The organism is Variovorax sp. P4_B11 (assembly GCF_056402355.1).
The window spans coordinates 38,972-62,293 of sequence record NZ_JBFUHO010000021.1; the positions used below are offsets into that span (position 1 = coordinate 38,972).

Genomic DNA, 23,322 nt, shown 5'->3' on the forward strand with positions numbered 1-23,322 from the left:
CTCAGGCAAAGCGGCCCGGGCAGCGGAAGCCCTTGAGCACATCGCTGTTGAGCGGATTCGGCTGGCTGCCCGAATGGATGTCGAGCAGCGCCTTGCGGCCGTCGAACTGGAACTCGACGCTCAGGCGACCGGGCGTGGCGGTGCTGACGATGCGGCCTTTTTCGAGCAATCGGAACAAGGCCCAGGGCCCATGGGCCTGCACCGTCGACGTCGCCCCCGAGATGCGTGGATTGGCGGTCAGCTCGGCCGTCGAACCACCGCGCGGTCCGGGCCAGCTCACGGCAAAGGATTGCACCGGGCCATGCACATAGCGCAGGCCCTGGCCGTCGATGTCGATGATGAGATCGGTGACGCTGGGCTCCAGCTCCATCACCTTCAGCTCCATCTTCCAGGCGAACTTCTTGCCGGCCGCGTCGCGGAAGAACAGCTCGCGGATCTGGCGCGCACGGTAGAAGGCATCCAGGTTGGGGCCGCTCTGTGCGAGCAGCTTCAGCAACTCGCCGAGCAGGGTCGGGCCTGCAGTCGCGGGCTGCGGCGCAGTGCCGTTGGCCACGCCCTCGGCGCCGACCATCGCGTTGGCCATGTCGGGATGCTTGTAGCGCCAGGGCCGCACGCTGGTGTCGACGAAAGGCGCCAGGTACTTGGTGAAGAATTCGTCCGCCGCGCCGCCGGCCGCGAACACCTGCGAGAAGTCCTCGATCGAAGCGTCCTCCGCCACGGCCGCGAGCGGATAGCGGCCTTCGACGCCGCGCCGGCAGGGCTCGCTGACCTGCATCGCCATCAGGCCCATGATGCGGTCGAGCTGCGCCTGCGCCTGCTTGCGCAGGATGCCGGCCGAGCCCTCGGCCACCTTGCCGCCGCCGCTGTCGGCCAGGGCCGTCAGCACCTCCCGAAAAGGCGCCGGCAACTTGCCGGCCTCCAGCTTCAGTCGGGCGCCCACCTCGGCGCCACTGGGCGGCAGGCTGCCGGCCGTGAGCGCCGTGTCGGCCACCACCAGCGTGGTGTAGAACTCGTTGATCAGGCCCGAGATGGCTTCGAGCCCGGGCTTGGCGCTGCTGGAGCCCACACCCGAGCTCAGCGCGATGTCGGGCTGCCCCGTGACCACCTCGCGCAGCGCGGCGAAACGGTTGTCGACGATCTCACGCTCCAGCCGCTCCTCTGCGCGGATGCCGAAGTTCTTGCCGATCTCGCGCGTCTTCTTGTCGAGCTCGTCAGCCGCCTTGTCGAGAAAGCTTCGCTCCTGCTGCGCCTGCACCACGAGCGGACGCGAGAGCGTGGTCTCGCGCGCCGCCGCGCGCGCCAGCCGCGACAGCGGCGAATCGGGCGCGGCCAGCAGGCGCAGCACGCTGAGGTCGAAACCCAGGCTGGTGCCGGTGACCTCGCTGCCGCCGACGGTGCGGATCGAATCGAGAAAGCTCCCCCATTCGCTCGCGTACTCGTTCAGGTACTGGCGGCGCACGTCCTCCAGCAAGGCGCTGTGGCGCAGCCGGTCTGCCGGCTCGTCCGCCGCGCCCTTCTTCAGGCCGTCCAGTGCGAAGGCCGCATGTCCCTGCCCCATGACCCAGGCATCGTCGCCCAGCGCGCGCGCCACGAATTCAGGCAGGCGCTTGCTGAAGAGCGCGTGGTAGCCGTCGTAGGTGAACATGCCGGGCACGCCCTTCTCGAGCGGCTGGCCATCCACGCGCGAGAACACCGTGCCCGCCTGCGGCCCCACGGCGCGCACCAGCGTGAACTCTTCGGGCGCCTGCTGCCGCATGGCCGCCTTGGCGCGCTCGTAGACGCGTTGCGTGGAGGTGTTGCTGTTCAGGAAGCTCTGCACCTGGCGCACCAGCGCCTCGTTCGGCAGCGAAGCCGACTGCACCGGGCGCTGCCCCGAGAACAGGGCCTGCACATGGCCCACCATCGAGGCGCGGCCACCGAAGGCGGCGGCGCTCTCCGTGGTCTCCCAGTCCTTGAGCACCCAGTCGCGCACGTCGCGCGCGCCGCCGCTCATGAAGCGCTCCTTGTCGTGCAGCAGCTTGTAGACGCGCAGGGTTTCGTAGGCGCTCTTCGCGTCCTGGTCGCGCACGCTCTGCGCCAGCACGGCCTCCATGCGCTGCAGGATGGCGGGCACCAGCATGTGGTCCTGCAGCTGGGCATAGGTCTGGGATGAAGCCTCCAGCACCGGCGGCACGCTGTACAGGCCGTAGAGATGGCTGAGCGGCGGGTTGTCGACGTCCAAGCCCGGGTGGCCCGGCAGCTCGCGCGCGCCGTTGAGCACGTCGGGCACGCCGGTGGGCTTGAAGCTGGCGTACAGGGCGCGCACCTGGCCCATCAGCGCCTGGGCCCGTTGGCCCACCGTCGCCAGGTAGTCCTTGTTGTGGCCGAAGCTCAAGGTCAGCGCACCGGCCAGCCACAGGAAGACCACCACCGCCAGCGCATGGCCCAGCAGGCGCAGCAGGCGGAAGCGAAATTCCCAGCGCAGGTTGGGACGCACCAGATGAGCCTCGGGGATGATCACCTTGGTGAGCAGGTCCTGCAGGAAGAAGCCCTGCTTGCCGCGCTCGGCATCGGTGACGATCCGCTCCGGGCCCGCGGCGACGCTGACGATCGGCACGCTCGCGGCCGCCTTTGCAGGCTGCGTCACGGTGGACGATGCCTCGGCGTCTGGCGATGCGCCGCCCTGCTCGGCCCCTTCGGCCGGATCGGCTGCCGGCGCCGGCGCCGTTGCCGGCGCCTCCTTGTCCTTGCCCGGCGAGGCGCGGCCCGCGAGCTCCAGGCTTTGCCACAGGCGCTGCATCAGCGTGCTCTTGTCCGCGAAGACGGGTTTCAGGGCCTGCGCGCCGCTCGTGAAGTACACGCCGCGCAGCGTGTTGTGCAGTTGCGTGGTGTCGTAGCGCGAATCCAGGAAGATCTCGTCGATCGCCTCGACCAGGGGTTGGATCAGGCCCTGCAACTCCTGCGGAAGGCCCAGCAGCCGATGGCGACGGTCGATGTCGTATTCCTCGTTCAGCCGGGTCCGCAGTCCTTCATGGAGGCGGCCGACGAGAAGACCGAACTCGGCGCCGAGCTTCGTGCGCAGGGCGTCGCGCCGGGCGGCGAAGTCGGCGGCCGAGTTCTGCGGCCTGCCCTTGAGCCCCTCATAGGGCAGCGTGAAGCCCCAGGTCTGGGCGCGACCTTCGCTGGTGAGCGACTGGAAGTACTCCGAGAAGCCGCTCAGCAGGTCGGTCTTGGTGACGACCACGTACACCGGAAAGCGGATGCCCAGTTCCTGGCGCAGCTCAGCCAGCCGGTCGCGCACCATGCCGGCGTGTTGCCGGCGCTCGATGTCGGTCCTGCGCAGCAGCTCGGCCGTGTTGAGCGCCACGATCGCACCGTTGATCGGCGCGCGCGTGCGGTGCTTGCGCAGCAGGCCCAGAAAACCGCGCCACTCGATGGTGTTGGCGGCGTCGCTGTCTTGCGTGGTGTAGCGGCCCGCGGTGTCGATCAGCACCGCCTCGTTGCTGAGCCACCAGTCGCAGTTCAGCGTGCCGGCGCCGGATGCGAAAGCCGCGCTGCCCGAAGGCCCGCTCATCTTGCGCGCCAACGGAAACTGCAGGCCCGAGTTCAGCAGCGCAGTGGTCTTGCCGGCGTCGGGGCTGCCGACGATCATGTACCAGGGCAGGTCGTACAGGTAGCGCTTGCCTTCGAAGAGACGACGCAGTCCACCGGTGCCCCGCAGGTTCCTGAGCTGCGCGAGCGCTCCCTGGACCACGCTGGTGACGCTCTTGAGCTGCTCCTTGGTGTCCTGCCGGAGCTTCTCTTTCTCGGACTTGGCGGTGAAGAACTTGGCGATCGCCCCCGGGTCCGCCTTGACGGCCTGCCACAGCTTGTAGAGCCAGTAGACCGCGCAGAGCCCCACGATCACGCCGATCACCGTCGCGCGCACCCACACGGGTTGGAGCGGTCGCGCCGCGCCCAGCGAGAGCAGCGGCCCGGCATGCCAGGTCAGCAGGCACAGGGCCGCCACGCCCGCGAGGCTGACTGGCGCGGAGGCCAGCGACAGGATCGCGAAGGCCAGCAGCAGCACCAGAAGACTGACGCGCACACCGACCCCTGCCAGCGGCCGCAGGCCGTCCACCGCGATCAGCGGGCCGACGAACCAGATCGCCAGCCCCAGCACCACCAGAGCGATGAAGGCCAGCATGGCGCGGGAGAAAAAGAACGCGAGAAAGGATCTGAGGTATTGCATGAGAACTTGTCCTGGGTGGCTCAGCCGACCGTCTGGTCGACGGAGCCGATCAGCACCGAGCCGCAGGCCGTGCGGTGCCCTTCGAGCGCCACCGGCCGGCCGCCGATGTCATAGCCCGGCTCGCCTTCGACGATCTTGTTGACGCCGTGCAACGGGCAGTCCACTTCGTCGCCAAGCCGGGCGACGGGCCTGTCCTGCACCGTGTGGTCGGCGGCGCCGGAGATCACCTTGCCGCCATGGGTGGTGGCGTCGCCGACCACGATCACTCTTCGACTCATGGCTTCGCTCCAGCGTCGCTGCCGGGCGGCATGCGGCCGCTCGTCGGCGCGGGCGCATCGCCCTGCGTCACCACGATGTCCACACGCCGGTTGCGCGCGCGCCCCGCGGCCGTCGCGTTGTCGGCCATCGGTTGTGAGTCGCCCCGGCCCTCCACCACCAGGCGGTCGAGCGCCACGCCACGGCCCTTGAGCACCTCCGCCACGGCGGCGGCGCGCTGCTCGCTGAGCGCCTGGTTGTCGGGAAACTGGCGGGTCTTGATCGGCCGGTTGTCCGAGTGCCCCGTGATGCGCACGGTGCCCGAGACTTCGTTGATCTCGCTGGCCACTTTGGCGATCGTGGGCAGCAGCCTGGCGTTGACCCGCGCCTGGCCCGGCACGAACATGTCGTCGCCCTTGAAGCTGACCGCGCTGTGCGCGTCGTCTTCCTCCACGCTGACGCTGCCGCGCGCGATCTCGGGCGCCAGCAGTTCCTTGAGCCGCAGCGACCTGTGTGCGGGCGCCGGTGGCGCGGGCGGCGGGCGCAGCGCGCCGATGGCGCGGATGCTGGCCTCGACCTCGGTGCTGCTGTGGACGAGCTGGTACTTGTACCAGGCGTACTGCCCCAGCAGCCCCAGCGACAGCAGCGACACCGTGACCCACACCGGCACCGTGCGCAGCAGCCGGAACCTGCCCGCGCCCACGCCCTTCCAATGCGGAGACAGCGCGCGCGGCACGTCGCCGCGTGCGCGCATCACGATGTCGTAGAGCCGATGGCGGATGGTTTCGAGCTGACGCGGGCTGTTGGCGCCCGAGTGGTAGCGGCCCTCGAAGCCCAGGGCCAGGATGAAGAACAGCAGGTCGAGCAGATCGATGTGCTCCTGCGGCGAGGCCGCCAGCCGGCCGATGAGGAGGAAGACCTTTTCGCCGCCCTTGTGGTCGTCGTGGAACTTCTGCGCCAGTTGCTGTTGGGCCCAGACGCCGGTGCTGCCGCCCACCCCGCCGCCCCAGGCGGTGCGGTTGGCGGCTTCGTCGATGGCGGTGCACAGCGCATAGCTGGCCGCCACCACGTGCTCGTTCCGGATCTGGGCATTGCTGCACACCATCTGGAAGGTGGTGACTTCGCGCACCAGCAGACGGTGCAGCACCTCGACCCGATCGGCAGCGAGTTCCTTGGGCATGTCGCAGAGCGCGCGCAGCAAGGGCTGCGCGGCTTCGAGCAAAGGGTTCTGGGCCGCCTTGACGGCCGCAAGGCGCGCGTCCTGAGGCGGTTCGGGCGCGAGAGCCACGGCTTGCGGCAAGCCTGGGGTCGGCTTGTGTTCGGCGCCGTTGGCGCCATCGGCACCTTGCGGCGCATGTTCGTTGCTCGCGCCGGACGTGGTGCCGGGATCCTCATTTTTTATCATTGGGAACCATGGAAGGGAGAGATGACTGAATGGGGATGAACGACTGCCCGCTTGCATGCGCATCCGCGGGCACGTGGTTCACGGCTGCAGGGCTGGCAAGGTCCTCATCGTTCGGGTGCAACCCGTCGGCAACGGCCGCCTCGCCATCAGGTGTGCGACCGACGGCCAGCGCAGAGGCGACAAGGGCCCAGATGAAGACACCGACCATGGCGCAGCCCGAGGCCAGGATGGCGAGCACCCAGGCCTCAGCATTGCAGGCCGAGCCCCGACCCGAGCACGCGCTCAGGCCTCCTGACAACAGAAGGACCGTCGACACTGTCAACATCGCAAAGAACATCCATAGATGGCCGGGTGATTTCAAGACAAGGGCTCCAGGAAAAGGTCGAGGGGAAGGGCTGGCGAGCCCGCCTTGCGACGTGGGATGACGGCGCCGCTCTCATCGGCGGCAGGCTGCCCGAGGCCGACGCGCGCATGGCCGTCGGGAATGTGGGCGCGGCCCGTGCGGCTGGCGCCTAGGGTGGGCTTGGGTGCAGGGACCGCAAGGACGGTCTTGGCGGCCTCGATCAGGCTCTCGGGCTTGCCGTCCCACGCAGGCAGCGGGGAGGGGGGCAAGGGAATCACCTTGTCGAGATTGGGGAAGCGAAGGTCGGGGTTGTGGTACAGGGCGTCAGCGAGGGTCTTGTAGCGACGCGCGCGAATGGGGTCTTTGGTGTGGGCGACCATGGGATCGCCATCGTCAAAGGTGCCGAACAGATAGTTCGCGGCTCTCTCGCTGCCGAACTTCACGCCTTCGTGAAGAACTTTGAGCGCGCGTTTGAGATCCAGAAACTCGGGCGTCGTGGTGCTCAGGCTCACTCCCAACTCCAGTGCCGCCTGCCCGTACCCCTGTGCCACGGCACACTCAAGCATCTGGATGGCAATAGGCATGTTCCCCCAGAAACCCTCCTCCGGGTTGTCATAGGTCGCCGCCAGTGCCTTGCCGATGTGCGTCAACGCCTGCGGATTGCCCATCTCCGCCGCCATCTGCCAGAAGGCCCACGCACGACTGCCATCGCGGACCACGCCACCCGTGCCTTGCGAGTGGTAGTTGCCCATCTTGTCGAAGGCCGCGGGAATGCCCAGGCGCATCGCCTCCTCGACGATCGCCACGGCTCGGTAGGTGTCGCGCTCAACCGAACTGACGGCCTTGTATTCACCATCTCCCTCGCCCCTCTCGTAAAGGCTCGCGAGATTCATCATCGCCTTCCAGTGGTGGCGCTCCGCCGCCTTGAGCCACAGCGTCTCGGCCTTCTTCCAGTCCTTGTCCTCGATCCACTGCGCGAAGCGCGTCACGTACAAGGCCTCGTCGTTCCACCGGTCCGCCTCGGCATCGATCGGTGGCACCGCGTCGGCCTCGTGCTTGCACATGAACGCCTTGCGGTGCGGGTCGAAGGCCTTCAGGGACTGGTGGCGGGGAAGCGGATCAGTGAAGGTCATTTTGTCGCAGGCGGTGAGCGCGCACGCCAACGCCACGGGCCATGCGAGACGCACCACGACCCCGCCCGTCCCAACAAGCAAGTGCTTCATACCGGCAACACCATCGGCCACGCACCCGGCTCGACCAGCTTCCACTGGATCTGTCCTTCGGCTTCCATGCCCCAGGCGCGGGCGTCGGGCATCAGTGCGCCCTCCTCGAAGAAGCCCTGGCGCCACCACTGGCTCGCGAGCGTCCTGCGATGCGGATGCTCCGGTGCCGCCACGGCGTCCCAGATGCCGGTCTGCGGGCAGCGCTTGCCCGCGCCACAGGTCAGCGGGCTGCCGTCCACGGCCACCTCGCGCACGATGCCGGCGCGCACGAACGGATGGCTCGGCGCCTTCGCCGCACGCTCGGGCAGGCCCTGGTAGTGCCACATCACCCACCCGTGGCCCGGCGGGATGTGTTCCGCCAATGTGGGCAGTTTCTCTCCAAGCTTGAAGTGCCAGGGCACCTGGGCCTCGTTCCAGTCCACTTGCCACTGGCTGCGCAAGACCGTGATCTGCGGCAGCCAGTAGCCCGTGAAATGCGCGATGTCGCGCGCCTCGCGTGGCTTGGGGCCGTAGGGGTTGTATGGGTTCTCGTCGGGCGAGGGCTGGCCATTGCCGGTGATCACATAACCATTCGGGATGTGGGCGCGGCCCGTGCGGCTCGCGCCTGGGGTGGCCTTGGGCGCGGGGACCGCGAGGACGGTCTTGGCCGCCTCGACCAGGCTCTCGGGCTTGCCGTCCCACGCGGGCAGCGGCGCCGGGGGCAAGGGGATCACCTTGTCGAGGTTGGGGAAGCGAAGGTCGGGGTTGTGATACAGGGCGTCGGCGAGGGTCTTGTAGCGGCGCGCGCGAATGGGGTCTTTGCCATGGCCGACCATGGCATCACCATCTTGGAAGGTGCCAAAAAGATAGTTCGCAGCGTTCTCGCTGCCGAACTTGACCCCTTCGTGAAGTGCTTGAAGCGCACGAACATTGTCTTCGCCGATGTTCGAATTCGTGCCGCTTAGTGTCACACCCAGTTCAAACGCTGCTTGTCCAAAGCCCTGCGCCACCGCGCATTCAAGCATCGGAAGCGCAATCATGCGGTTGCCCCACACGCCCTCTTTCGGATTGTCATAGGTGCCGCGCAACGCCTTGCCAATGTGCGTCAGCGCCTGCGGATTGCCCATCTCCGCCGCCATCTGCCAGAAGGCCCACGCACGACTGCCATCGCGCACCACGCCACCCGTGCCTTGCGAGTGGTAATTGCCCATCTTGTCGAAGGCCGCCGGGATGCCCAGCTGCATCGCCTCCTCGACGATCGCCACGGCATGGTACGTATCGCGTTCGACGGAACTGGCGGCCTTGAACATGCCGTCGCCCGCACCCTCCTCGTACAGGCTCGCGAGGTTCATCATCGCCTTCCAGTGGTGGCGCTCCGCCGCCTTGAGCCACAGCGCCTCGGCCTTCTTCCAGTCGTGGTCTTCGGTCCACAGCGCGAAGCGCGTCACGTACAGCGCCTCGTCGTTCCACCGGTCCGCCTCGGCATCGATCGGCGGCACCCCGTCGGCCTCGTGCTTGCACGTGAAGTCCTTGCGATGTGGATCGAAGGCCTTCAGGGCCTGGTGGCGGGGCAGCGGATCAGTGGCGGTCATGTCGCAAGATGTGAGTTGAAAGGCTAGAAGGGCGGCGAGCAGGCCGACGGCGAGTCGCTTCAAGATCGGCTCATGCATAGCGCGTAAAGCTGAACTTGCTGTCGCGAAAGGTGCAGAGAAAGCCCTCGAGTCCTTCCCCTTTCACCTTTGCTTCATCGTTTTTTCGCATCAACTTTTGCCATTGCGCAAACGTGTCGGCGATTTGCGGTGGAGACCCGTCCCTTCCGTCCTGCGTCCCCCCCGTATGCAACCCCCACACATCCTTGCGCAGCGCCCGCGCCTTCTCCGGGTCCTCGGTCGCGAGATTGATCTCGCTGTCCGCGGCCATGCTGCGCTGGTTCAGGTTGGCGCTGCCCACGGTGAAGAAGACGTCGTCGATCATCAGCAGCTTGCTGTGGATGTAGATCTGCCGGTACCGGTCGGCAGGGCCCCGCTGCTTGAGCTGGCTCGATCCGTCGTCGCAGCTCACCAGCATGCCGATCAGCACCTTCAGGCCGATGTCATCCAGGTCCTTCGCGCTGGGCTCCTTGATCCCGGCCTCGTAGCGCCCGACCTCGCTGGTCTGGGGCGGCCGGGGCGGTTGCGGCGGTGCGTACATCCAGCCTCCGGGCTGGAACTTCTTCAGCCACACGGCGTACTCGCGCGCCCATCGGTCGTGCGCCTCCCGCTCCGCCTTCATCTCCAGGTACTGGCCGGTGTCCACGCCTTCGATGTCCTCGTCGTGCATCTGGTCGCTGCGCCCCAGGGTCTTGACGGTGTCGAAGGTGCGCGGAACCATCTGGGCGCGCTCCGGCCGCGGGATGACGATGAAGGCGTGCAGGATGCCCACGGCCGACGGCCCGCCGGCGCCGCACTCGCGCATCTTGGCGGCGAAGTTGCGCCGCATGCTCTTCAGGTGGCTGGCCCATTGCTCGTACTGGAAGTACTGGTTCTCCATGTAGAGGTAGTTGCGCGCGAATTCGGTGGCGTGGAAGTACGCCTTCTTGATGGTCTTGTCGCCCTCCTCCGGCTGGGTGCGGATGATCTGCACGCGCGAGGCTTTCTCGGGGAACTTCGCTCGCTTGAGTTCGGCGGGCACCGGCTGGAGGGCCACGGCCGAGCCGCCCGCGCGCATCCAGGCGGTGGCGAAGTTGCGGTGCACGAACTCGAGCGCCTCGCCGCGCAGGCGGCAGGCATAGTCCTGGTAGGGGTCCAGACGCACCCGGCGCACGTCGCCGCGGGCCTTGTCCACGCGCTCGGCGGTTTCGGTGGCCCGGCCCTGGTCGTACTCGCGCCGCGGGTCGTTGAACTGATGTTCGCGCGTGTCCCAGTAGCCGGTCATGGAGTTCAGGCCCATGACGTAGCCGACCGCCCGGATGCCGCCGTCGGCCTGGTAGTCGATCAGGACGGTCTTCTGGTGATGGGTGCCGCTGTCTTCGAGCAGGCTCTTTTCGTTGAGGCGCGGCAGGCCCTGGCTGCTGGGTTGGATGACTTCGCCGATCGCGTCATGCCCCACGCCCAGGGTCTCCCTGATCTTGTCCGGGTCGCCGTTGCGCACGATGATCTCGATGCGTTGCGCGTTGCGCTTGTCGAAGGCCCAGCGCCACCACTCGACGCAATGGTCGGCGCGCTGCACCAGCGGCGGCTTCTTGTGCTGCGGCGAGGGCAGGTACACGCCGCCGCCCAGGGCGGCGGCCGTGGCGCTCCATTCGTCGGAGGTCCGGCTGCCGAGCCAGCTGACATAGCCGGGCATGTTGTCCTGGACCCGGCTGCCGAGCGTCGCGTACCAGATCAGCAGCCGGATCTTCACGGGGTTGACCTGGCGCGTGGCCAGGCGCCTGAGAATGTCGCCATAGGTTTCGCCGCGGGGCCATTCGCTGCCCTTGCGCTCGAGTTCCATCGCCGGGTCGAAGCCCCAGCACACGAGGTCGATCGAGTGCTGGGCCTTGTTCAGGTCGCCGGCGATGGAGCGGAAGCCCTCCTCCCCGCAGACGAGCATCTGGATGTGGCTGTTGGTGATGCGATGGGTGCCGGCTTGGCTTTCTTTCTCGAGCAGCCACTGAATGCTCGCGGTCGCGCGGCAGCTCTGCTCGTCGATGTGGACGGTTTCGGTGCGGTGGGTGGGTGAGGTTGCCATGCGTGATTCGTCTCCAGACAGGGGCGGTCAAGTCAACGAGGGGTAGCTGTCGCGGCGCAGGCCCGGGCCGGCCGTGCGGCGGAAGCCGGCGCTGGACTCCTGCTGCTCGCCACCGCTGAGTCGGTCGCTGACCTGAAGGTCGAACTCGGCCCCGTTGAAGAGCCTGACCTTGTAGGCCGGCGTGCCTTCGGGGTGGTCCTTGATCTCGATGCGGCCGTGCTTGTCGGTGATGCCCTTGGCGATCAATGCGCCGCCCCGGTAGAGCTCATAGGGCTCCCCGACGAAAAGGTGGCCATGCTGCGCGAAGGCGACGAGCGACAGTGCCAGGTTGCCCTTGGCTAGGGGCGGCTCGGGCAGTTGGGGGCCCGGCTTGGTGCGCGGACCGGGATGGCTGGTGCTGGCTGCGTAGACGGTGACCTGGCCGCTGGTGCCGCTTTCGATCTGGCCCGCCTTCCACAAGGTGTAGCTGCCGCCGCCATTGACGAGCACTTCTTCCTTGGCCGTGATGGTGATGCGGTTGGCGGTGATGGTGACGTCGAGCTTGGCGAGCAGGTGGATGCTCTGCTTCAAGGCCTTGATGTCGATGTCGGCCAGCGCGGAGACGATGCGAATGCCGGCCTTGTAGGCGAACAGGCGGATGGCGCCCTTCACGCTGGCGAGCAGGTTGCCGGCCGCGCTGACGCTGGTGTGCCTGCCGCTGGTGATTGCGACGTGCTCGCCGCTGGCGATGTGCGTGCTGGCCGGCGTGGTGCTTTCGATGCCCGCAGGACTGGCGAGCACGAGATGAGGCGCCTCGAATTCGGGGAAGCTTTCCGCGTCGCCGGCGTCGGCGATGCCCTTGATCTCGTCGTTCTGGCGCTCGAGGGCGGCGCAGACGTCGCTCTGGTCGGCGTCATCGTCCTGAGCCCCGCCGTTGCGCGCCGTGTCGGCGAGGTCCTCGTGCTGGTCCCGTGCCTGCGCCAGGCGTTGCAGTGTTTCACCACTGTCGAGCACGTGCGATGCGGCGTCGGTGCGCGCTTCGGTGGTGACTAGCAGGCCCCAGCGCGCCCGGATGGCGCCGTGGCCATCGCTACGAAGCTCGAAGCCCTGCCCCCGATAGTCCTTGCGCCCGGCGTTGTCTTCGATGCGCGTGATGCGGCCCAGGCTGAGGGAGGTGCTCAGGTAGTCGCTCTTGAACTGCGTCTGGATCTTGCCTGGCGTGTCGTCCATCAGCAGGTGGTTGCTGCGGCCCGCGCTCGAGTTTCCGCCTCCCTGGGTCAGCTCGCGGCTGCGAAAGCCGCTGATGGCGTACTGCTCGGGCAACCGCCAAGACGGCAGGTTGTTCTGGTTGTGCACGCGCCCGACGCAGATCGGCAGGTCGGGGTCGCCGCCCAGGAAGTCGACAATGACCTCCTGGCCGATGCGCGGGACGTGCGTGGCGCCCAGCTGGTTGCCGGCCCATGGCGAACTCACGCGCACCCAGCAGGAGCTGTTGGCGTTCTTGTCGCCGATGCGGTCCCAGGGGAACTGCACCTTGATGCGGCCGAGGTGGTCGGTCCAGACGTTCTGCCCTTCGGGTCCGACGACCAGAGCGGATTGCGGACCCCGCACGTAGGGCTTGGGCTGGGTCAACGCCGGGCGCAGCGGCTCGGTGACGGGGTGAGCGGTGAAGTCGACCTCGACCTTCCATTGCTGCTTGCGTCCGGGCGCGGCATCCTTGACCTGGCTGTCCTGGGCCACATCCTCGATCAGGAAGTGCGTGTCCAGGATGAGGTACTCGGCATTGGCCTTCTGGCGCGGGTGCTTCTGCAGCTTGAAGGTGCAGCCGGGCACCATGCCGCGCAGGTTGCCGCTGGCCCTGGCTCTGGCGCCATGGGTGCGCAGGGCCTGCATGCGCAGCAGCGCCAGCTGGCGGCCTTCGTCCTGCGGGTCGTTGGCCTCGGCGGTGCCGGCTCGCGGCTGCGCATAGTGGCTGCCGCCCCGGCCCGCGTGCCACTGGTAGACCTCGCCGTCGGCCTGGCCGGTGGGGCGCGGGTCGCTGCGCGATTGGGTGAGGTCAGCACGCGGACGGGTGTAGTCGTAGTCCCGGGTGGTGTAGCGCCCGCTGGTGAGCTGGTGCTCGGGCACGAAGCTGTGGAGGTATTCGGCATCGATCTTCCAGCCGGGCGCGTGATATTCGACCTGCCGGTAGGCCTCGCTATCGTTCTCGCGGTAGGCGGCCATGGCGTCGCTGAGCACCAGCCGGTGCTTGCCTTCGCTGTGCTCGAAGTGGTAGCTGATGCCCCACTCCTGGCACAGGCGCGAGAAGAACTCGAAGTCGCTCTCGTTGTGCTGGGTCTGGTAGTCGCGCTGGGGGTAGCTGTCGAACAGGCGCTTGTCGACCGGGAAGGGGTAGGCGCCGAGCAGTTCATCGAGAATTTCGACGACGGTCTTGTTCTGGAAGATTTTGCAGTCGGTGCTCTGGTCCAGCAGATGCAGCCAGGGGCGCAGCGTGAGCTTGTACTGGAGGTGCCGCCCCTCCTCGCCCCAGAAGGCCGCGACCGCGATCACGGCGTTGATCTGGCGGGTGCCGGCGCCCACGTGGTCCACGCTGGCGCCGACCGCGCCGGGAATGAATTCGCCCGATCCGTCGAGCTGGATGTTGCAGCTGATCTCGCGCCCGATGAAGTCGTCGAGATCGAAGTCGGCTGCGCCGCTGGCGCCGAGGTTCAAGGCATCGGGCGTTTTGAGCAGAAGCTCGTATTCGAAGAGGCTGTTCAAGCCCTCGCGGCCCGACAGGCGCACGGGCTCCAGCGCCGGACGGCCCAGGACGACCGGGATCGCCGGGGACTCGATGGACAGGGTGTGGTTGCTCGACATGATGGATCTCCTCTACGTGATGGCGCCGCGGTGCGGCGGGCCTACTTCTCTCGCACGCCCCACAGCTCCATGCGCAGGCCCGGGATCTCGCCGGCGATGTGCAGCGCGAGCCCGCCGTGCTTGAGCAGGTGTTCCCACAGAGCGCCGCGCGAATCGATCTGGAAATAGACGAAGCCGGCGTTGAACGGGATCTGCCGCGGCGGCACCGGCAGCGCCTGCAGCGGGATCCCGGGCAGGTGCGAGCGAATGAGCTCAGGCAGGCGGTCGCTGGGGCCGACCTTGCAGCGCGCAGGAAACTGGCTGGCAAGCACATCGGGCGGCGCATGGGCCGCGACGGCAAACACAAGGCTTGCAAAGCCTTGCAGCTCGCCGAGGTCGACGCTCGCCACGCGCACGCCGTTGGCCCGATCGGCCAAGGGAATGCTCTGGGCACTGCGCACCAGCACATCGTTGAGCAGCGCCTGCACGTCGCCCACCAGCTTCCTGAAGGACAGGTAGGGGTCCATGTGCTGGTAGGCCGGATGCTCCGTCGGCCGGCGCGTGCTCGCCCGCACGAAGGTCGCGAGCTCGCCGCTCAGGGTGCGCAGCGCGACGTAGAGCGCCTCGGGCGAGGTCTCGCGCACCTGCAGCCAATGCGCCAGCATCGGCTCGTAGCGATTGAGGATCTGCAGCAGCAAGAAGTCCGACACCTCGGCCGCCTCGCTGGACTTGCCGTCGCTGCCGCTGAGCCGCGCCGCCAGCGATTCGGCACGCAGGCGGCACAGGCCGTGCAGGTTGGCGATCCAGTCGGCCAGCAGCGAACTCGCGCCATAGCCGGCCACAGGCGGAATCAGCTGCGTGTCGAGCGTGATGCTGCCGTCCGAGCGCAAGGTGGTCACGCGGGTCAGCGGCAGGCCGATCCAGGCGTCGGTCATCTCGCGCTGCGGCAACAGGCGAAGGCGCAGGCGCGACAGCTGCACGGTCTTCGGGCCCTGCCCGACGGAGTTGGCATCGCGAAGTTCGCAATCGAAGACCGAGAAGCGGGCCAGCGACGAGCTCAGTTCCGCGCCGTCGTCGAAGGACGTCTCTTCGCCGTTGGGCGTGCGAATCGGCACCGCGAGGTAGATGAGCTGCTCCAGATGCTCGGGCAGGATCGTGAGCGGCGCGGGCGGCAGCGTCTGGCCGGGCGTGTCGAAGGGCGTCCCATCAGAAAAGATGCCGCTCGCGCTCGCCAGCACCACCTTGCCCAGCGACAGCGACTCGGCATCGATGGCGTAGCGGCCGAAGCCCCAATAGAACGGGCTCAGCGCGGCGGCGCGCTTGTGCGCCAGGTGTTCCAGGTAGCGCTCCTGCTGCTGGAACAGCTGCGGGCGCAGGAAAAGGCCTTCGCTCCAGGCGACCTTGTTGTACCAACTCATGGTGTCGTTGCTTCCGCTCGCAGGCAGTGGGGATCAATCAATGGATGGGCGTCAGCTGCACGCCCTGGGCCTGCAGGTCGATCTGCAGCCTGAGCTTCTGGGCCGGCAGCACGGCCCGGTACCAGGCGGCCTCGGGTGCGGGTTCGACCTTCTGCACCGCGCGCCAGTCGGCGTGGGCGAGGTCGCGGTAGCCCGCCAGCACGCCGATCGCGGCCAGGTCGGGATGCGATTTGCGACGGATGGTCCGGACGTCGCCGGGCCGCATGACGAATTCCTCGCGCACCAGCAGGTCGCTGCCGATCAGCGCCTTGTCGTGCTGCTGGAGCGTGAAGTAGTCGGCCGACTCGAAGCCGGCTTCGGAGCGCAGTTCGTAGATGCGCACCAAGATCGGCGCCGCCCTGCCCTTGTCGTCCGGGTTCAGGTCGCTGGCCGCCGTGAGCCTGATGTCGAGCTTGGTCTGCTCCCTTGGATAGGAGAACGGCGTCGAGAACGAGGACGGCGCGGCGAAGGATGGTGCCGAGGGCATGGACGGCGGCTCGACGGACACCGAGATCTGCGCCCGCGCCGTCAGGGCAATCGCCGCCAGCGCGCAGGCGATTGCGATGCGCCAGGGAGCTGACAAGTGGAGGGCCATGCTGAACTTGGTGAGGATCGAAAAAAGAAAAGGAGCCCGCCCCCGACGCGCGAATGCACGCACTCGCGGACGGACGCTGGCTTCCTCGAAGGGCCCGGCATGCCGGGCCCTCGGCATCAGGACTCCTTGTTGCCCTTGATGTCGTAGCCGGCCGTGATGGCGCCGGCGCTGCCGCCCTGGGCGTTCTGCACCGCGTACTCCTGCTTCACCTTCGAAAAGGCAAGCGAGACCTGCTCGTGGATCATTTCGTCGGAGGCTTGACCGCTCGGCTGCACCATGCTGATGATCACGTCGGACATGGTGATCGTCAGGTACTCGAGCGGGTTGCCACCGGCCTTGCGAACGGTCAGCTTGGCCTGCGGAACGTGCTTGCCGGTCAGGCAGTACTTCATGAGGTTGGGGCTCGACTTGTCGACACGGTGCGTGAAGGTCAGGTCATCCACGGTCGCCTTGCCCGCCCCGCCGCCGCTGCCGGCGTGCATGGAAGAGTTCTGCGAAATTTTCCAAGACCAGTCGATCACCTCGATCTCGTTCTTGTGACTGGAATCCTGGCTCTCGCCATCGATGCCATCGAGCTTCAGAAAAATGTCTTGTGCCATTGGCTCATCCCTTTTTTAATAGGTGTTGAAAATGCCAGCGAGGAATCGCCGGCCTACTCAGTCTTGCAACTGATCCCTTCGAAGGCAAATTCGCCTTTTGTTTTTTTGAAACGATCCACGCATTGCGTCACGTTGTCGGGCACTCTCGTTGCCATGGAAACCACCTGCATTCCATAGTCGCACCGCATCCATACACCATCCTTTGAGGCCGCGTCTGAACCGAAATCCCATCGGCTCCGAGACACCCCCCTTTCCTTCGAAGACATGGGATCAGGCTTCAGTTCGGCCATTTCACTCGGCGCCCCCGAATAGAATCGAACCCCGAGCAATTTCAATCGCCCATCCGATGGCTCAGCGATCCAGTTCGTCGGCACATCCGTCAGTGCGACCGACACGATGCGTGTCGAAGGCGGGCAAGCGAGGGGCTCTGCGCTGCAAGAAGCGCCGAGCCAAGCCAGCGTGCCGACGACAAGAGAGTTCCACCATATTCCTTCGCTCATCGGGAGGCCTGCTCGATGATTGAGAACGCATCGGCGTTGTTGCTGGGGCGAACAAAGGTCCCATCCTTGTTTGCCCCCAGCGCTTTGATGTAGCGCTTCGTGACTTTCAGCTTTTCAGGGTGCTTCCACTGATCGATCACCCAGATGCCGCCGGCGTTCTGGTTCAGATAAAAGGCGGCATGGTTTCCGCTGCTCTTGTTTGGATACTTCCCTTTGACGAAGGTGGCAATGGCGGTTCCCCTTGCGATTTTGGAATTGCCCAGCACCTTGGATCCTTCTGTCCAACTGCTGGTGTGCGGCACTTTGGCGTAATGCTGCAGCAATGCCACGCATTGGTGCGTGCCCACCAGCTCGGTATCGTGCAACTCTTCGGCCCTTGAGTAGGTATATGGCATGGCGTCCTTTGTGTCTGTGATCTGCGCCCTCAGCGGCCAGAGGGCCTTGCGCCCTCATGACCACGACAGGAATGCCTGGCGTCCTAGGCGGCTTCCTTGAGCGAAGGCAGCTTCGCGACCAGGCGCAGCGAGACTGTGAGGCCTTCGAGCTGGAAGTGCGGACGCAGGAAGAACTTGGCGCTGTAGTAGCCCGGATTGCCTTCGATGTCCTCGACCACCACCTCGGCGGCGGCGAGCGGCCGGCGGGCCTTGGTTTCCTGGGACGAGTTGGCAGGATCGGCGTCGACGTAATGCATGATCCATTCGTTGAGCCAGCGCTGCATTTCGTCGCGCTCCTTGAAGGTGCCGATCTTGTCGCGCACGATGCACTTGAGGTAGTGCGCAAAACGCGTGCTCGCGAACAGGTAGGGCAGCCGTGCCGACAGGTTGGCATTGGCGGTCGCGTCCGGGTCCATGTACTCCTGCGGCTTCTGCATCGACTGCGCGCCGATGAAGGCCGCGTGGTCGGTGTTCTTGCGATGCACGAGCGGAATCAGGCCGGCCTTGGCGAGTTCGGCTTCGCGCCGGTCGGAGATCGCAATCTCGGTCGGGCACTTCATGTCGAAGCCGCCGTCGTCGGTCGGGAAGGTGTGGCACGGCAGGTTCTCGACCGTGCCGCCCGATTCCACGCCGCGGATCATGGTGCACCAGCCGTAGAGCTTGAAGCTGCGGTTGATGTTGACGGCCATGGCGTAGGCCGCATTGCTCCACACGTAGTTGCGGTGGTCGGCGCCTTCTGTTTCTTCCTCGAAGTCGAACTCGTCGACCGGGTTGGTCTTCACGCCGTAGGGCAGGCGCGCCAGGAAGCGCGGCATCGCCAGGCCCACGTAGCGCGAGTCCTCGGTCTCGCGCAGCGAATTCCACGGCGCATGTTCGAGGTTCGAGGTGATCTTGGCCAGGTCGCGCGGGTTGGCGAGTTCCTGCCACGACTCCATGCCGAGCAGCGCCGGCGACGAGCCCGCAATGAAGGGCGCATGCGATGCGGCCGAGATCTTGGCGATGGCGGCCAGCAGCTCGACGTCGGCCGGCGTGTGATCGAAGTAGTAGTCGGCGACCAGGCAGCCGTAGGGCTCGCCGCCCAGTTGCCCGAATTCCTCTTCGTAGACGCGCTTGAAGATCGGGCTCTGGTCCCAGGCGATGCCCTTGTGGCGGCGCATGGTGCGGCGCATCTCGTCCTTCGAGATGTCCATGAAGCGGATCTTGAGCTTCTCGTCGGTCTCGGTGTTGTAGACCAGGTGGTGCATGCCGCGCCAGGCGGACTCGAGCTTCTGGAATTCTTCCTTGTGCATCACGAGGTTGATCTGCTCGGACAGCTTGCGATCGATCTCGGCGATGACCGCCTCGATGTTGCTGTAGGCGTCGTCGGTCATCGTGGCCGCGTTGACCAGCGCCTGCTCGGCCAGGGTACGGACCGCGGCCTCGACGGCATCGCGGGCCTCTTCGGTCTTCGGCTTGAATTCCTTGTCGAGCAAGGACGAGAAATCGGAGATCTCGGCGAATGGGGTCGCGGCGCCGGCGGCCTGCTTGGTATTTGGCTTCATGGGTTTCTCCCTGTCAGACTGGATGTGAATCGGCGCGGTATCAGGCCGTGGCGGCTTCGGCGCCGCTCTCGTCCGCTGCCTTGGGCTTCGGTGCCGCAGCGAGCGACTTCATCAGCGCCGGGTCCTGCATGAGCTTGTTGATCAGGCTCTCGGCCCCGGCCTTGCCATCCATGTAGGTCTGCAGGTTCGAGAGTTGCGTGCGGGCGTCGAGCAGTTGCTTGAGCGGGCCGACCTTGCGCGCCACCGCAGCCGGCGAGAAGTCGTCGATGCTCTCGAAGCTCATGTCGACCATCAGGCGGCCTTCGCCAGTCAGGGTGTTGGCCACCGAGAACGCGACGCGCGGCTGGATCGCCTTCATGCGCTCGTCGAAGTTGTCGATGTCGATGTCGAGGAACTTGCGCTCGCTCACCGTGGGCAGCGGCTCGACCGGCTTGCCCGACAAGTCGGCCAGAACGCCCATGACGAAAGGCAACTCGATCTTTTTCTCCGAGCCGTAGATCTCGACGTCGTATTCAATCTGCACGCGCGGCGCTCGGTTGCGAGCAATGAATTTCTGGCTGTTCTGGTAGCTCATGAAGACTCCGGGGGGTGGATGAAATGAAACAAAGGGGAGTGAAGGGTCGGGCTGCGATGTCTTCAGCCGTACTCGACTTCGCAGGCGAAGTCTCCGTTCGACATGTCGACCGCCAGCCGAACGATCCGTCGCCGCGCCTGCAAGGCACCCAGCCAATGCCGCGAAAGCACCGGCAACAGGTTCTGCTCGATGAAGCCGATCAGGCGGCGCGCGCCTGTCTCGTGGGTGCCGCATCGGTCGATGACGTGCTTGACCAGCGCCGGCGAGTAGCTCAGCGCGATGCCGTGCTGCGCCTGCATGCGGTCGACCACGCGATTCAGGTGCAGCGTGACGATGTCGCCCAGCGCGCTCTCGGCCAGCGGCAGATACGGCACGACGGTCAGCCGCCCGATGAAGGCCGCCGGAAACACCTGTCGCAGTGGCGGCTGCAGGGCCTCGCGCAGCGCGGCTGCGCCAGGAATCAGCGCCGGGTCTTCGCACAGCGACGTGATCAGATCGGAGCCGGTGTTGCTGGTGAGCAGGATCGTGCAGTTGCGGAAGTCGATGCGCCGCCCTTCCCCGTCTTCCATCCAGCCCTTGTCGAAGACCTGGAAGAAGATCTCGTGCACGTCGGGGTGCGCCTTCTCGACCTCGTCGAGCAGGATCACGCTGTAGGGCTTGCGGCGCACGGCCTCGGTCAGCACGCCGCCCTCGCCGAAGCCCACGTAGCCCGGCGGCGCGCCCTTGAGCGTCGACACGGTGTGCGACTCCTGGAACTCGCTCATGTTGATGGTGATGAGGTTCTGCTCGCCGCCATACATCGCCTCGGCCAGCGCCAGTGCGGTTTCGGTCTTGCCCACGCCCGATGGACCCACCAGGAGAAAGACACCCACCGGCTTGTCGGGATCGGTCAGGCGCGCACGGGCCGTCTGGACGCGCTCGGTGATCACCTTGAGCGCATCACCCTGGCCGATGACGCGGCGGTCGAGCGTCGCGTGCAGCTGGAACACGACGGCCACATCGTCCTGCACCATGCGCCCGACCGGGATGCCCGTCCAGTCGGCGACGATGGCGGCGACCACGTCTTCGTCGACCTGCGGGAAGATCAGCGGCGCCTCCTGCTGGCGATCGGCGAGTGCGGCTTCGAGCGCCGTCAGTTCGGCGGACGGCACCGGCACGGCGTCGGCCGCATGCTCGGTGCGCAATGCCTGGATCTTTCGGACCATGGCGAGTTCGTCCTGCCAGCGTCGTTCCTGCGCCGACAGTTCGTCAGTCACGCAAGCTTGCTCCGCCTGGATGGCGGCAATGCGTGCCGAACGGCCTTCCCGGCCCTGGGCGACCACGCGTTCTTTTTCGAGCAGGTCGAGTTCGGTCCGCAAGGCCGCGATGCGCTGGCGCAGATGCTCCACCGCGGCCGGCGGCGTTTGCAGCGACATGGCGACACGGGCGCAGGCGGTGTCGAGCAGGCTGATGGCCTTGTCGGGCAATTGCCGCGCCGGAATATAGCGATGCGACAGCAGCACTGCGGCACGCACGGCTTCGTCGAGCACGGCAACGCCGTGGTGCGCAGCGAAGGTGACGACCAGGCCACGCACCATCTCGATCGCCGAGGCTTCCTCGGGCTCGGCGACCTGCAGCACCTGGAAGCGTCGCGTAAGCGCCGGGTCCTTTTCGATATGGCGCTTGTATTCGCTCCATGTGGTCGCGCCGATGGTGCGCAAGGTGCCGCGCGCCAATGCCGGCTTGAGCAGATTGGCCGCATCGCCGGTGCCGGCCTGGCCGCCGGCACCGATCAAGGTGTGCACTTCGTCGATGAACAGGATGACCGGCTGCGGCGAGCGGCTCGCCTCTTCGAGCAGGCTCTTGAGGCGCGACTCGAATTCGCCGCGCATGCTGGCACCCGCCAGCAGCGCGCCGACGTCGAGGCTCAGCAGGCGGACCTCGCGCAGGCTTGCCGGCACTTCGGCGCGAGCGATGGCGAGCGCCAGCCCCTCCACCACCGCGGTCTTGCCGACGCCCGCCTCGCCGGTGAGCAAGGGGTTGTTCTGCCGCCTGCGCAGCAGGATGTCGACCATCGTGCGAATCTCGTGTTCGCGCCCGATCACGGGATCGATCTCGCCGGCACGTGCGCGCAGCGTCAGGTCGACGCAGTATTTGGCGAGCGCCGACTTTCCGTCGGCTTCCTGCGCGATGGCGCTACTGGCTTCGCCGGGCACGGCCGATGCCAGGCCCGAGCCATCATGGGGCCCTTCGTTCGATTCCGGGGAACCGGCAATCATGGCCGCCACCGACTCGGTCAGCTCGTCGGCCGGTATCTTCTTGAAGGCAGGCGAGATGGCCAGCAGCACGCTGCGCAGTTCGGGGGTTTGCAGCAATGCAGCGAGCAACCAGGCGCTGCGGACGCAATGACTGCCGAACTCGAGGCTGGAAAGGATCCAGGCCCGTTCGATCGCGGTGCCGATGTGATGAGAGAAGTCGCTGAGTGACGAAGCCCCGGAGGGCAACGCAGCCAGCGCCGACCTCAGATCGCGTTCGACCGATTGCGGCTCGATTCGATAGTGGCGGCAGACCCGGTGCAGGTCGCTGTCGCTGAGCTGCCAGAGCTGATGCAGCCAGTGCGTCAGCTCGACATGGGGATTGCCTCGGAGCTTGGCGAATGCCGTGGCCGATTCGATGGCGCGGAACAGGGTGAGGTCGAGCTTGCCGAACAAGGCTCGTCGCGAAATCGCCATGCGCGGCCCTTAGCGTGCGCTGCGCGGAAGCAAGGCGGCGCGGCCATTGCAGCAGTGCGCGAGGGCAGCTGCTCTCGAGTGTGTCTTCATCGGCCCGGCTCCCGTCCTCACGTTCATTCTTGTCGACGCACACTTTAGGTGCGCAAGACAAACGTGTCCGTAGGCCTATTCCGGAAGTCGGCAGCGAAGCATCGAACACATGCAGAGAAATATCTGCATGCGTACTTTCAGCGGAAAATCAGCAGCCCAGCAGATCCGCCAGCGCCCCGATGTCCCGTGCATGCAGCGTGTTGTCGGGCCGCGGCGAGACATCCTTCGGCCGCCCGGGGCCGAACTCCAGGGGCCGCTCGATGTAGCCGGTGCGCAGGCCGCAGGCGCGGGCCGCCGCCAGGTCGTCGTGGTGCGCGGCCGCCAGCATCACCTGCCCTGGCGTGACATCGAACACCGCGGCCACGCCGATGTAGGTACGCGGGTCGGGCTTGTAGGCCTTGAACACCTCCGCCGACAGCACGCAGTCCCAAGGCAGGCCGGCGCGCTTGGCCATCTCGGTGAGCAAACCGATGTTGCCGTTGGACAGCGTGCAGATCGTGTACTTGCGTTTGAGCCGGGCCAGCCCCTCGACCGCATCGGGCCATGCCGGCAGCCGGTGCCAGGCCTTGTTGAGCTCGCGCTTCCTGTCGGCGTCGAGATCGGCCGCGCCGAATTCGCGCAGCACGTCGCCGAGGATGCCCATGTGCAGCTCGTCGAGCAGCGTGAAGCCGCCCTCGCCGGCCGCCAGGCGCTCCATCACGCCCTGCATCGCGGGCTGGTAGCCGGCGCGCCAGGCCAGCGCGAAGGCGCCGCCATCGACACCGGGCAGCAGCCGCTCGGCCTCGGCGGCAATGCCGGAATACCAGTCGACCACGGTGCCGAAGACGTCGAAGGCGATGACCTTCAGTTCGCTGCCTTCCAGGATCTCTCCCATGCCCCGG

17 protein-coding genes are annotated in these 23,322 nt (G+C 66.7%); all 17 read right to left on the reverse strand.

The features are described 5' to 3' along the window. Position 1: 1 nt before the first annotated feature. Positions 2–4,210: a type VI secretion system membrane subunit TssM gene (tssM, locus tag AC1DYD_RS19460; protein ID WP_478174392.1), complete on the reverse strand. Its 4,209-nt coding sequence runs from the start codon at positions 4,208–4,210 to the stop codon at positions 2–4. A 20-nt stretch (positions 4,211–4,230) separates the two neighbouring features. Further along, a complete protein-coding gene (locus AC1DYD_RS19465) occupies positions 4,231–4,488 on the reverse strand; it encodes a PAAR domain-containing protein (RefSeq protein WP_478174393.1) in 258 nt (85 codons plus the stop codon). Beyond that, positions 4,485–5,870, reverse strand: a complete 1,386-nt coding sequence (tssL, locus tag AC1DYD_RS19470) for a type VI secretion system protein TssL, long form (RefSeq protein WP_478174394.1) — start codon at positions 5,868–5,870, stop codon at positions 4,485–4,487. Before tssL ends, AC1DYD_RS19465 begins: the two co-directional genes overlap by 4 nt. After that, positions 5,857–6,231 carry a hypothetical protein gene (locus tag AC1DYD_RS19475; RefSeq protein WP_478174395.1) on the reverse strand — a complete coding sequence of 125 codons (375 nt, stop codon included), beginning with the start codon at positions 6,229–6,231 and terminating at the stop codon, positions 5,857–5,859. Before AC1DYD_RS19475 ends, tssL begins: the two co-directional genes overlap by 14 nt. Further along, entirely contained in the window at positions 6,228–7,436 is a 1,209-nt protein-coding gene (locus tag AC1DYD_RS19480; RefSeq protein WP_478174396.1) for an SEL1-like repeat protein, read from the reverse strand. Before AC1DYD_RS19480 ends, AC1DYD_RS19475 begins: the two co-directional genes overlap by 4 nt. Continuing rightward, a complete protein-coding gene (locus AC1DYD_RS19485) occupies positions 7,433–9,007 on the reverse strand; it encodes a tetratricopeptide repeat protein (protein WP_478174397.1) in 1,575 nt (524 codons plus the stop codon). Before AC1DYD_RS19485 ends, AC1DYD_RS19480 begins: the two co-directional genes overlap by 4 nt. A 70-nt stretch (positions 9,008–9,077) precedes the next feature. After that, entirely contained in the window at positions 9,078–11,123 is a 2,046-nt protein-coding gene (locus AC1DYD_RS19490; RefSeq protein ID WP_478174398.1) for a phospholipase D-like domain-containing protein, read from the reverse strand. Positions 11,124–11,150: 27 nt separating this feature from the next. Next, positions 11,151–13,961, reverse strand: a complete 2,811-nt coding sequence (locus AC1DYD_RS19495) for a type VI secretion system Vgr family protein (protein ID WP_478174399.1) — start codon at positions 13,959–13,961, stop codon at positions 11,151–11,153. A gap of 41 nt (positions 13,962–14,002) precedes the next feature. Continuing rightward, positions 14,003–15,358 (reverse strand): type VI secretion system baseplate subunit TssK, encoded by a 1,356-nt coding sequence (gene tssK / locus AC1DYD_RS19500; RefSeq protein ID WP_478174400.1) that lies wholly within the window; start codon positions 15,356–15,358, stop codon positions 14,003–14,005. 37 nt (positions 15,359–15,395) lie between these two features. Beyond that, the gene (gene tssJ, locus AC1DYD_RS19505; protein WP_478174401.1) at positions 15,396–15,992 is read right to left on the reverse strand and encodes a type VI secretion system lipoprotein TssJ; all 597 of its coding nucleotides are present in this window, start codon (positions 15,990–15,992) and stop codon (positions 15,396–15,398) included. Between the two features lie 116 nt (positions 15,993–16,108). Continuing rightward, complete coding sequence (locus AC1DYD_RS19510; protein WP_478174402.1) at positions 16,109–16,591, reverse strand: Hcp family type VI secretion system effector; 483 nt, start codon at positions 16,589–16,591, stop codon at positions 16,109–16,111. A 53-nt stretch (positions 16,592–16,644) separates the two neighbouring features. Beyond that, the gene (locus tag AC1DYD_RS19515) at positions 16,645–17,091 is read right to left on the reverse strand and encodes an STY0301 family protein (protein WP_478174403.1); all 447 of its coding nucleotides are present in this window, start codon (positions 17,089–17,091) and stop codon (positions 16,645–16,647) included. Further along, positions 17,088–17,486: a BPSL0067 family protein gene (locus AC1DYD_RS19520; protein ID WP_478174404.1), complete on the reverse strand. Its 399-nt coding sequence runs from the start codon at positions 17,484–17,486 to the stop codon at positions 17,088–17,090. The genes AC1DYD_RS19515 and AC1DYD_RS19520 overlap by 4 nt, the downstream gene beginning before the upstream one ends. A gap of 83 nt (positions 17,487–17,569) precedes the next feature. After that, positions 17,570–19,066, reverse strand: a complete 1,497-nt coding sequence (gene tssC / locus AC1DYD_RS19525; protein ID WP_478174405.1) for a type VI secretion system contractile sheath large subunit — start codon at positions 19,064–19,066, stop codon at positions 17,570–17,572. A gap of 40 nt (positions 19,067–19,106) precedes the next feature. Next, a complete protein-coding gene (gene tssB, locus AC1DYD_RS19530) occupies positions 19,107–19,640 on the reverse strand; it encodes a type VI secretion system contractile sheath small subunit (protein WP_478165823.1) in 534 nt (177 codons plus the stop codon). A gap of 62 nt (positions 19,641–19,702) precedes the next feature. Beyond that, positions 19,703–22,351: a type VI secretion system ATPase TssH gene (gene tssH, locus AC1DYD_RS19535; protein WP_478174406.1), complete on the reverse strand. Its 2,649-nt coding sequence runs from the start codon at positions 22,349–22,351 to the stop codon at positions 19,703–19,705. A 238-nt stretch (positions 22,352–22,589) separates the two neighbouring features. After that, positions 22,590–23,315 carry a haloacid dehalogenase type II gene (locus AC1DYD_RS19540; protein ID WP_478174407.1) on the reverse strand — a complete coding sequence of 242 codons (726 nt, stop codon included), beginning with the start codon at positions 23,313–23,315 and terminating at the stop codon, positions 22,590–22,592. Positions 23,316–23,322 lie beyond the last annotated feature (7 nt).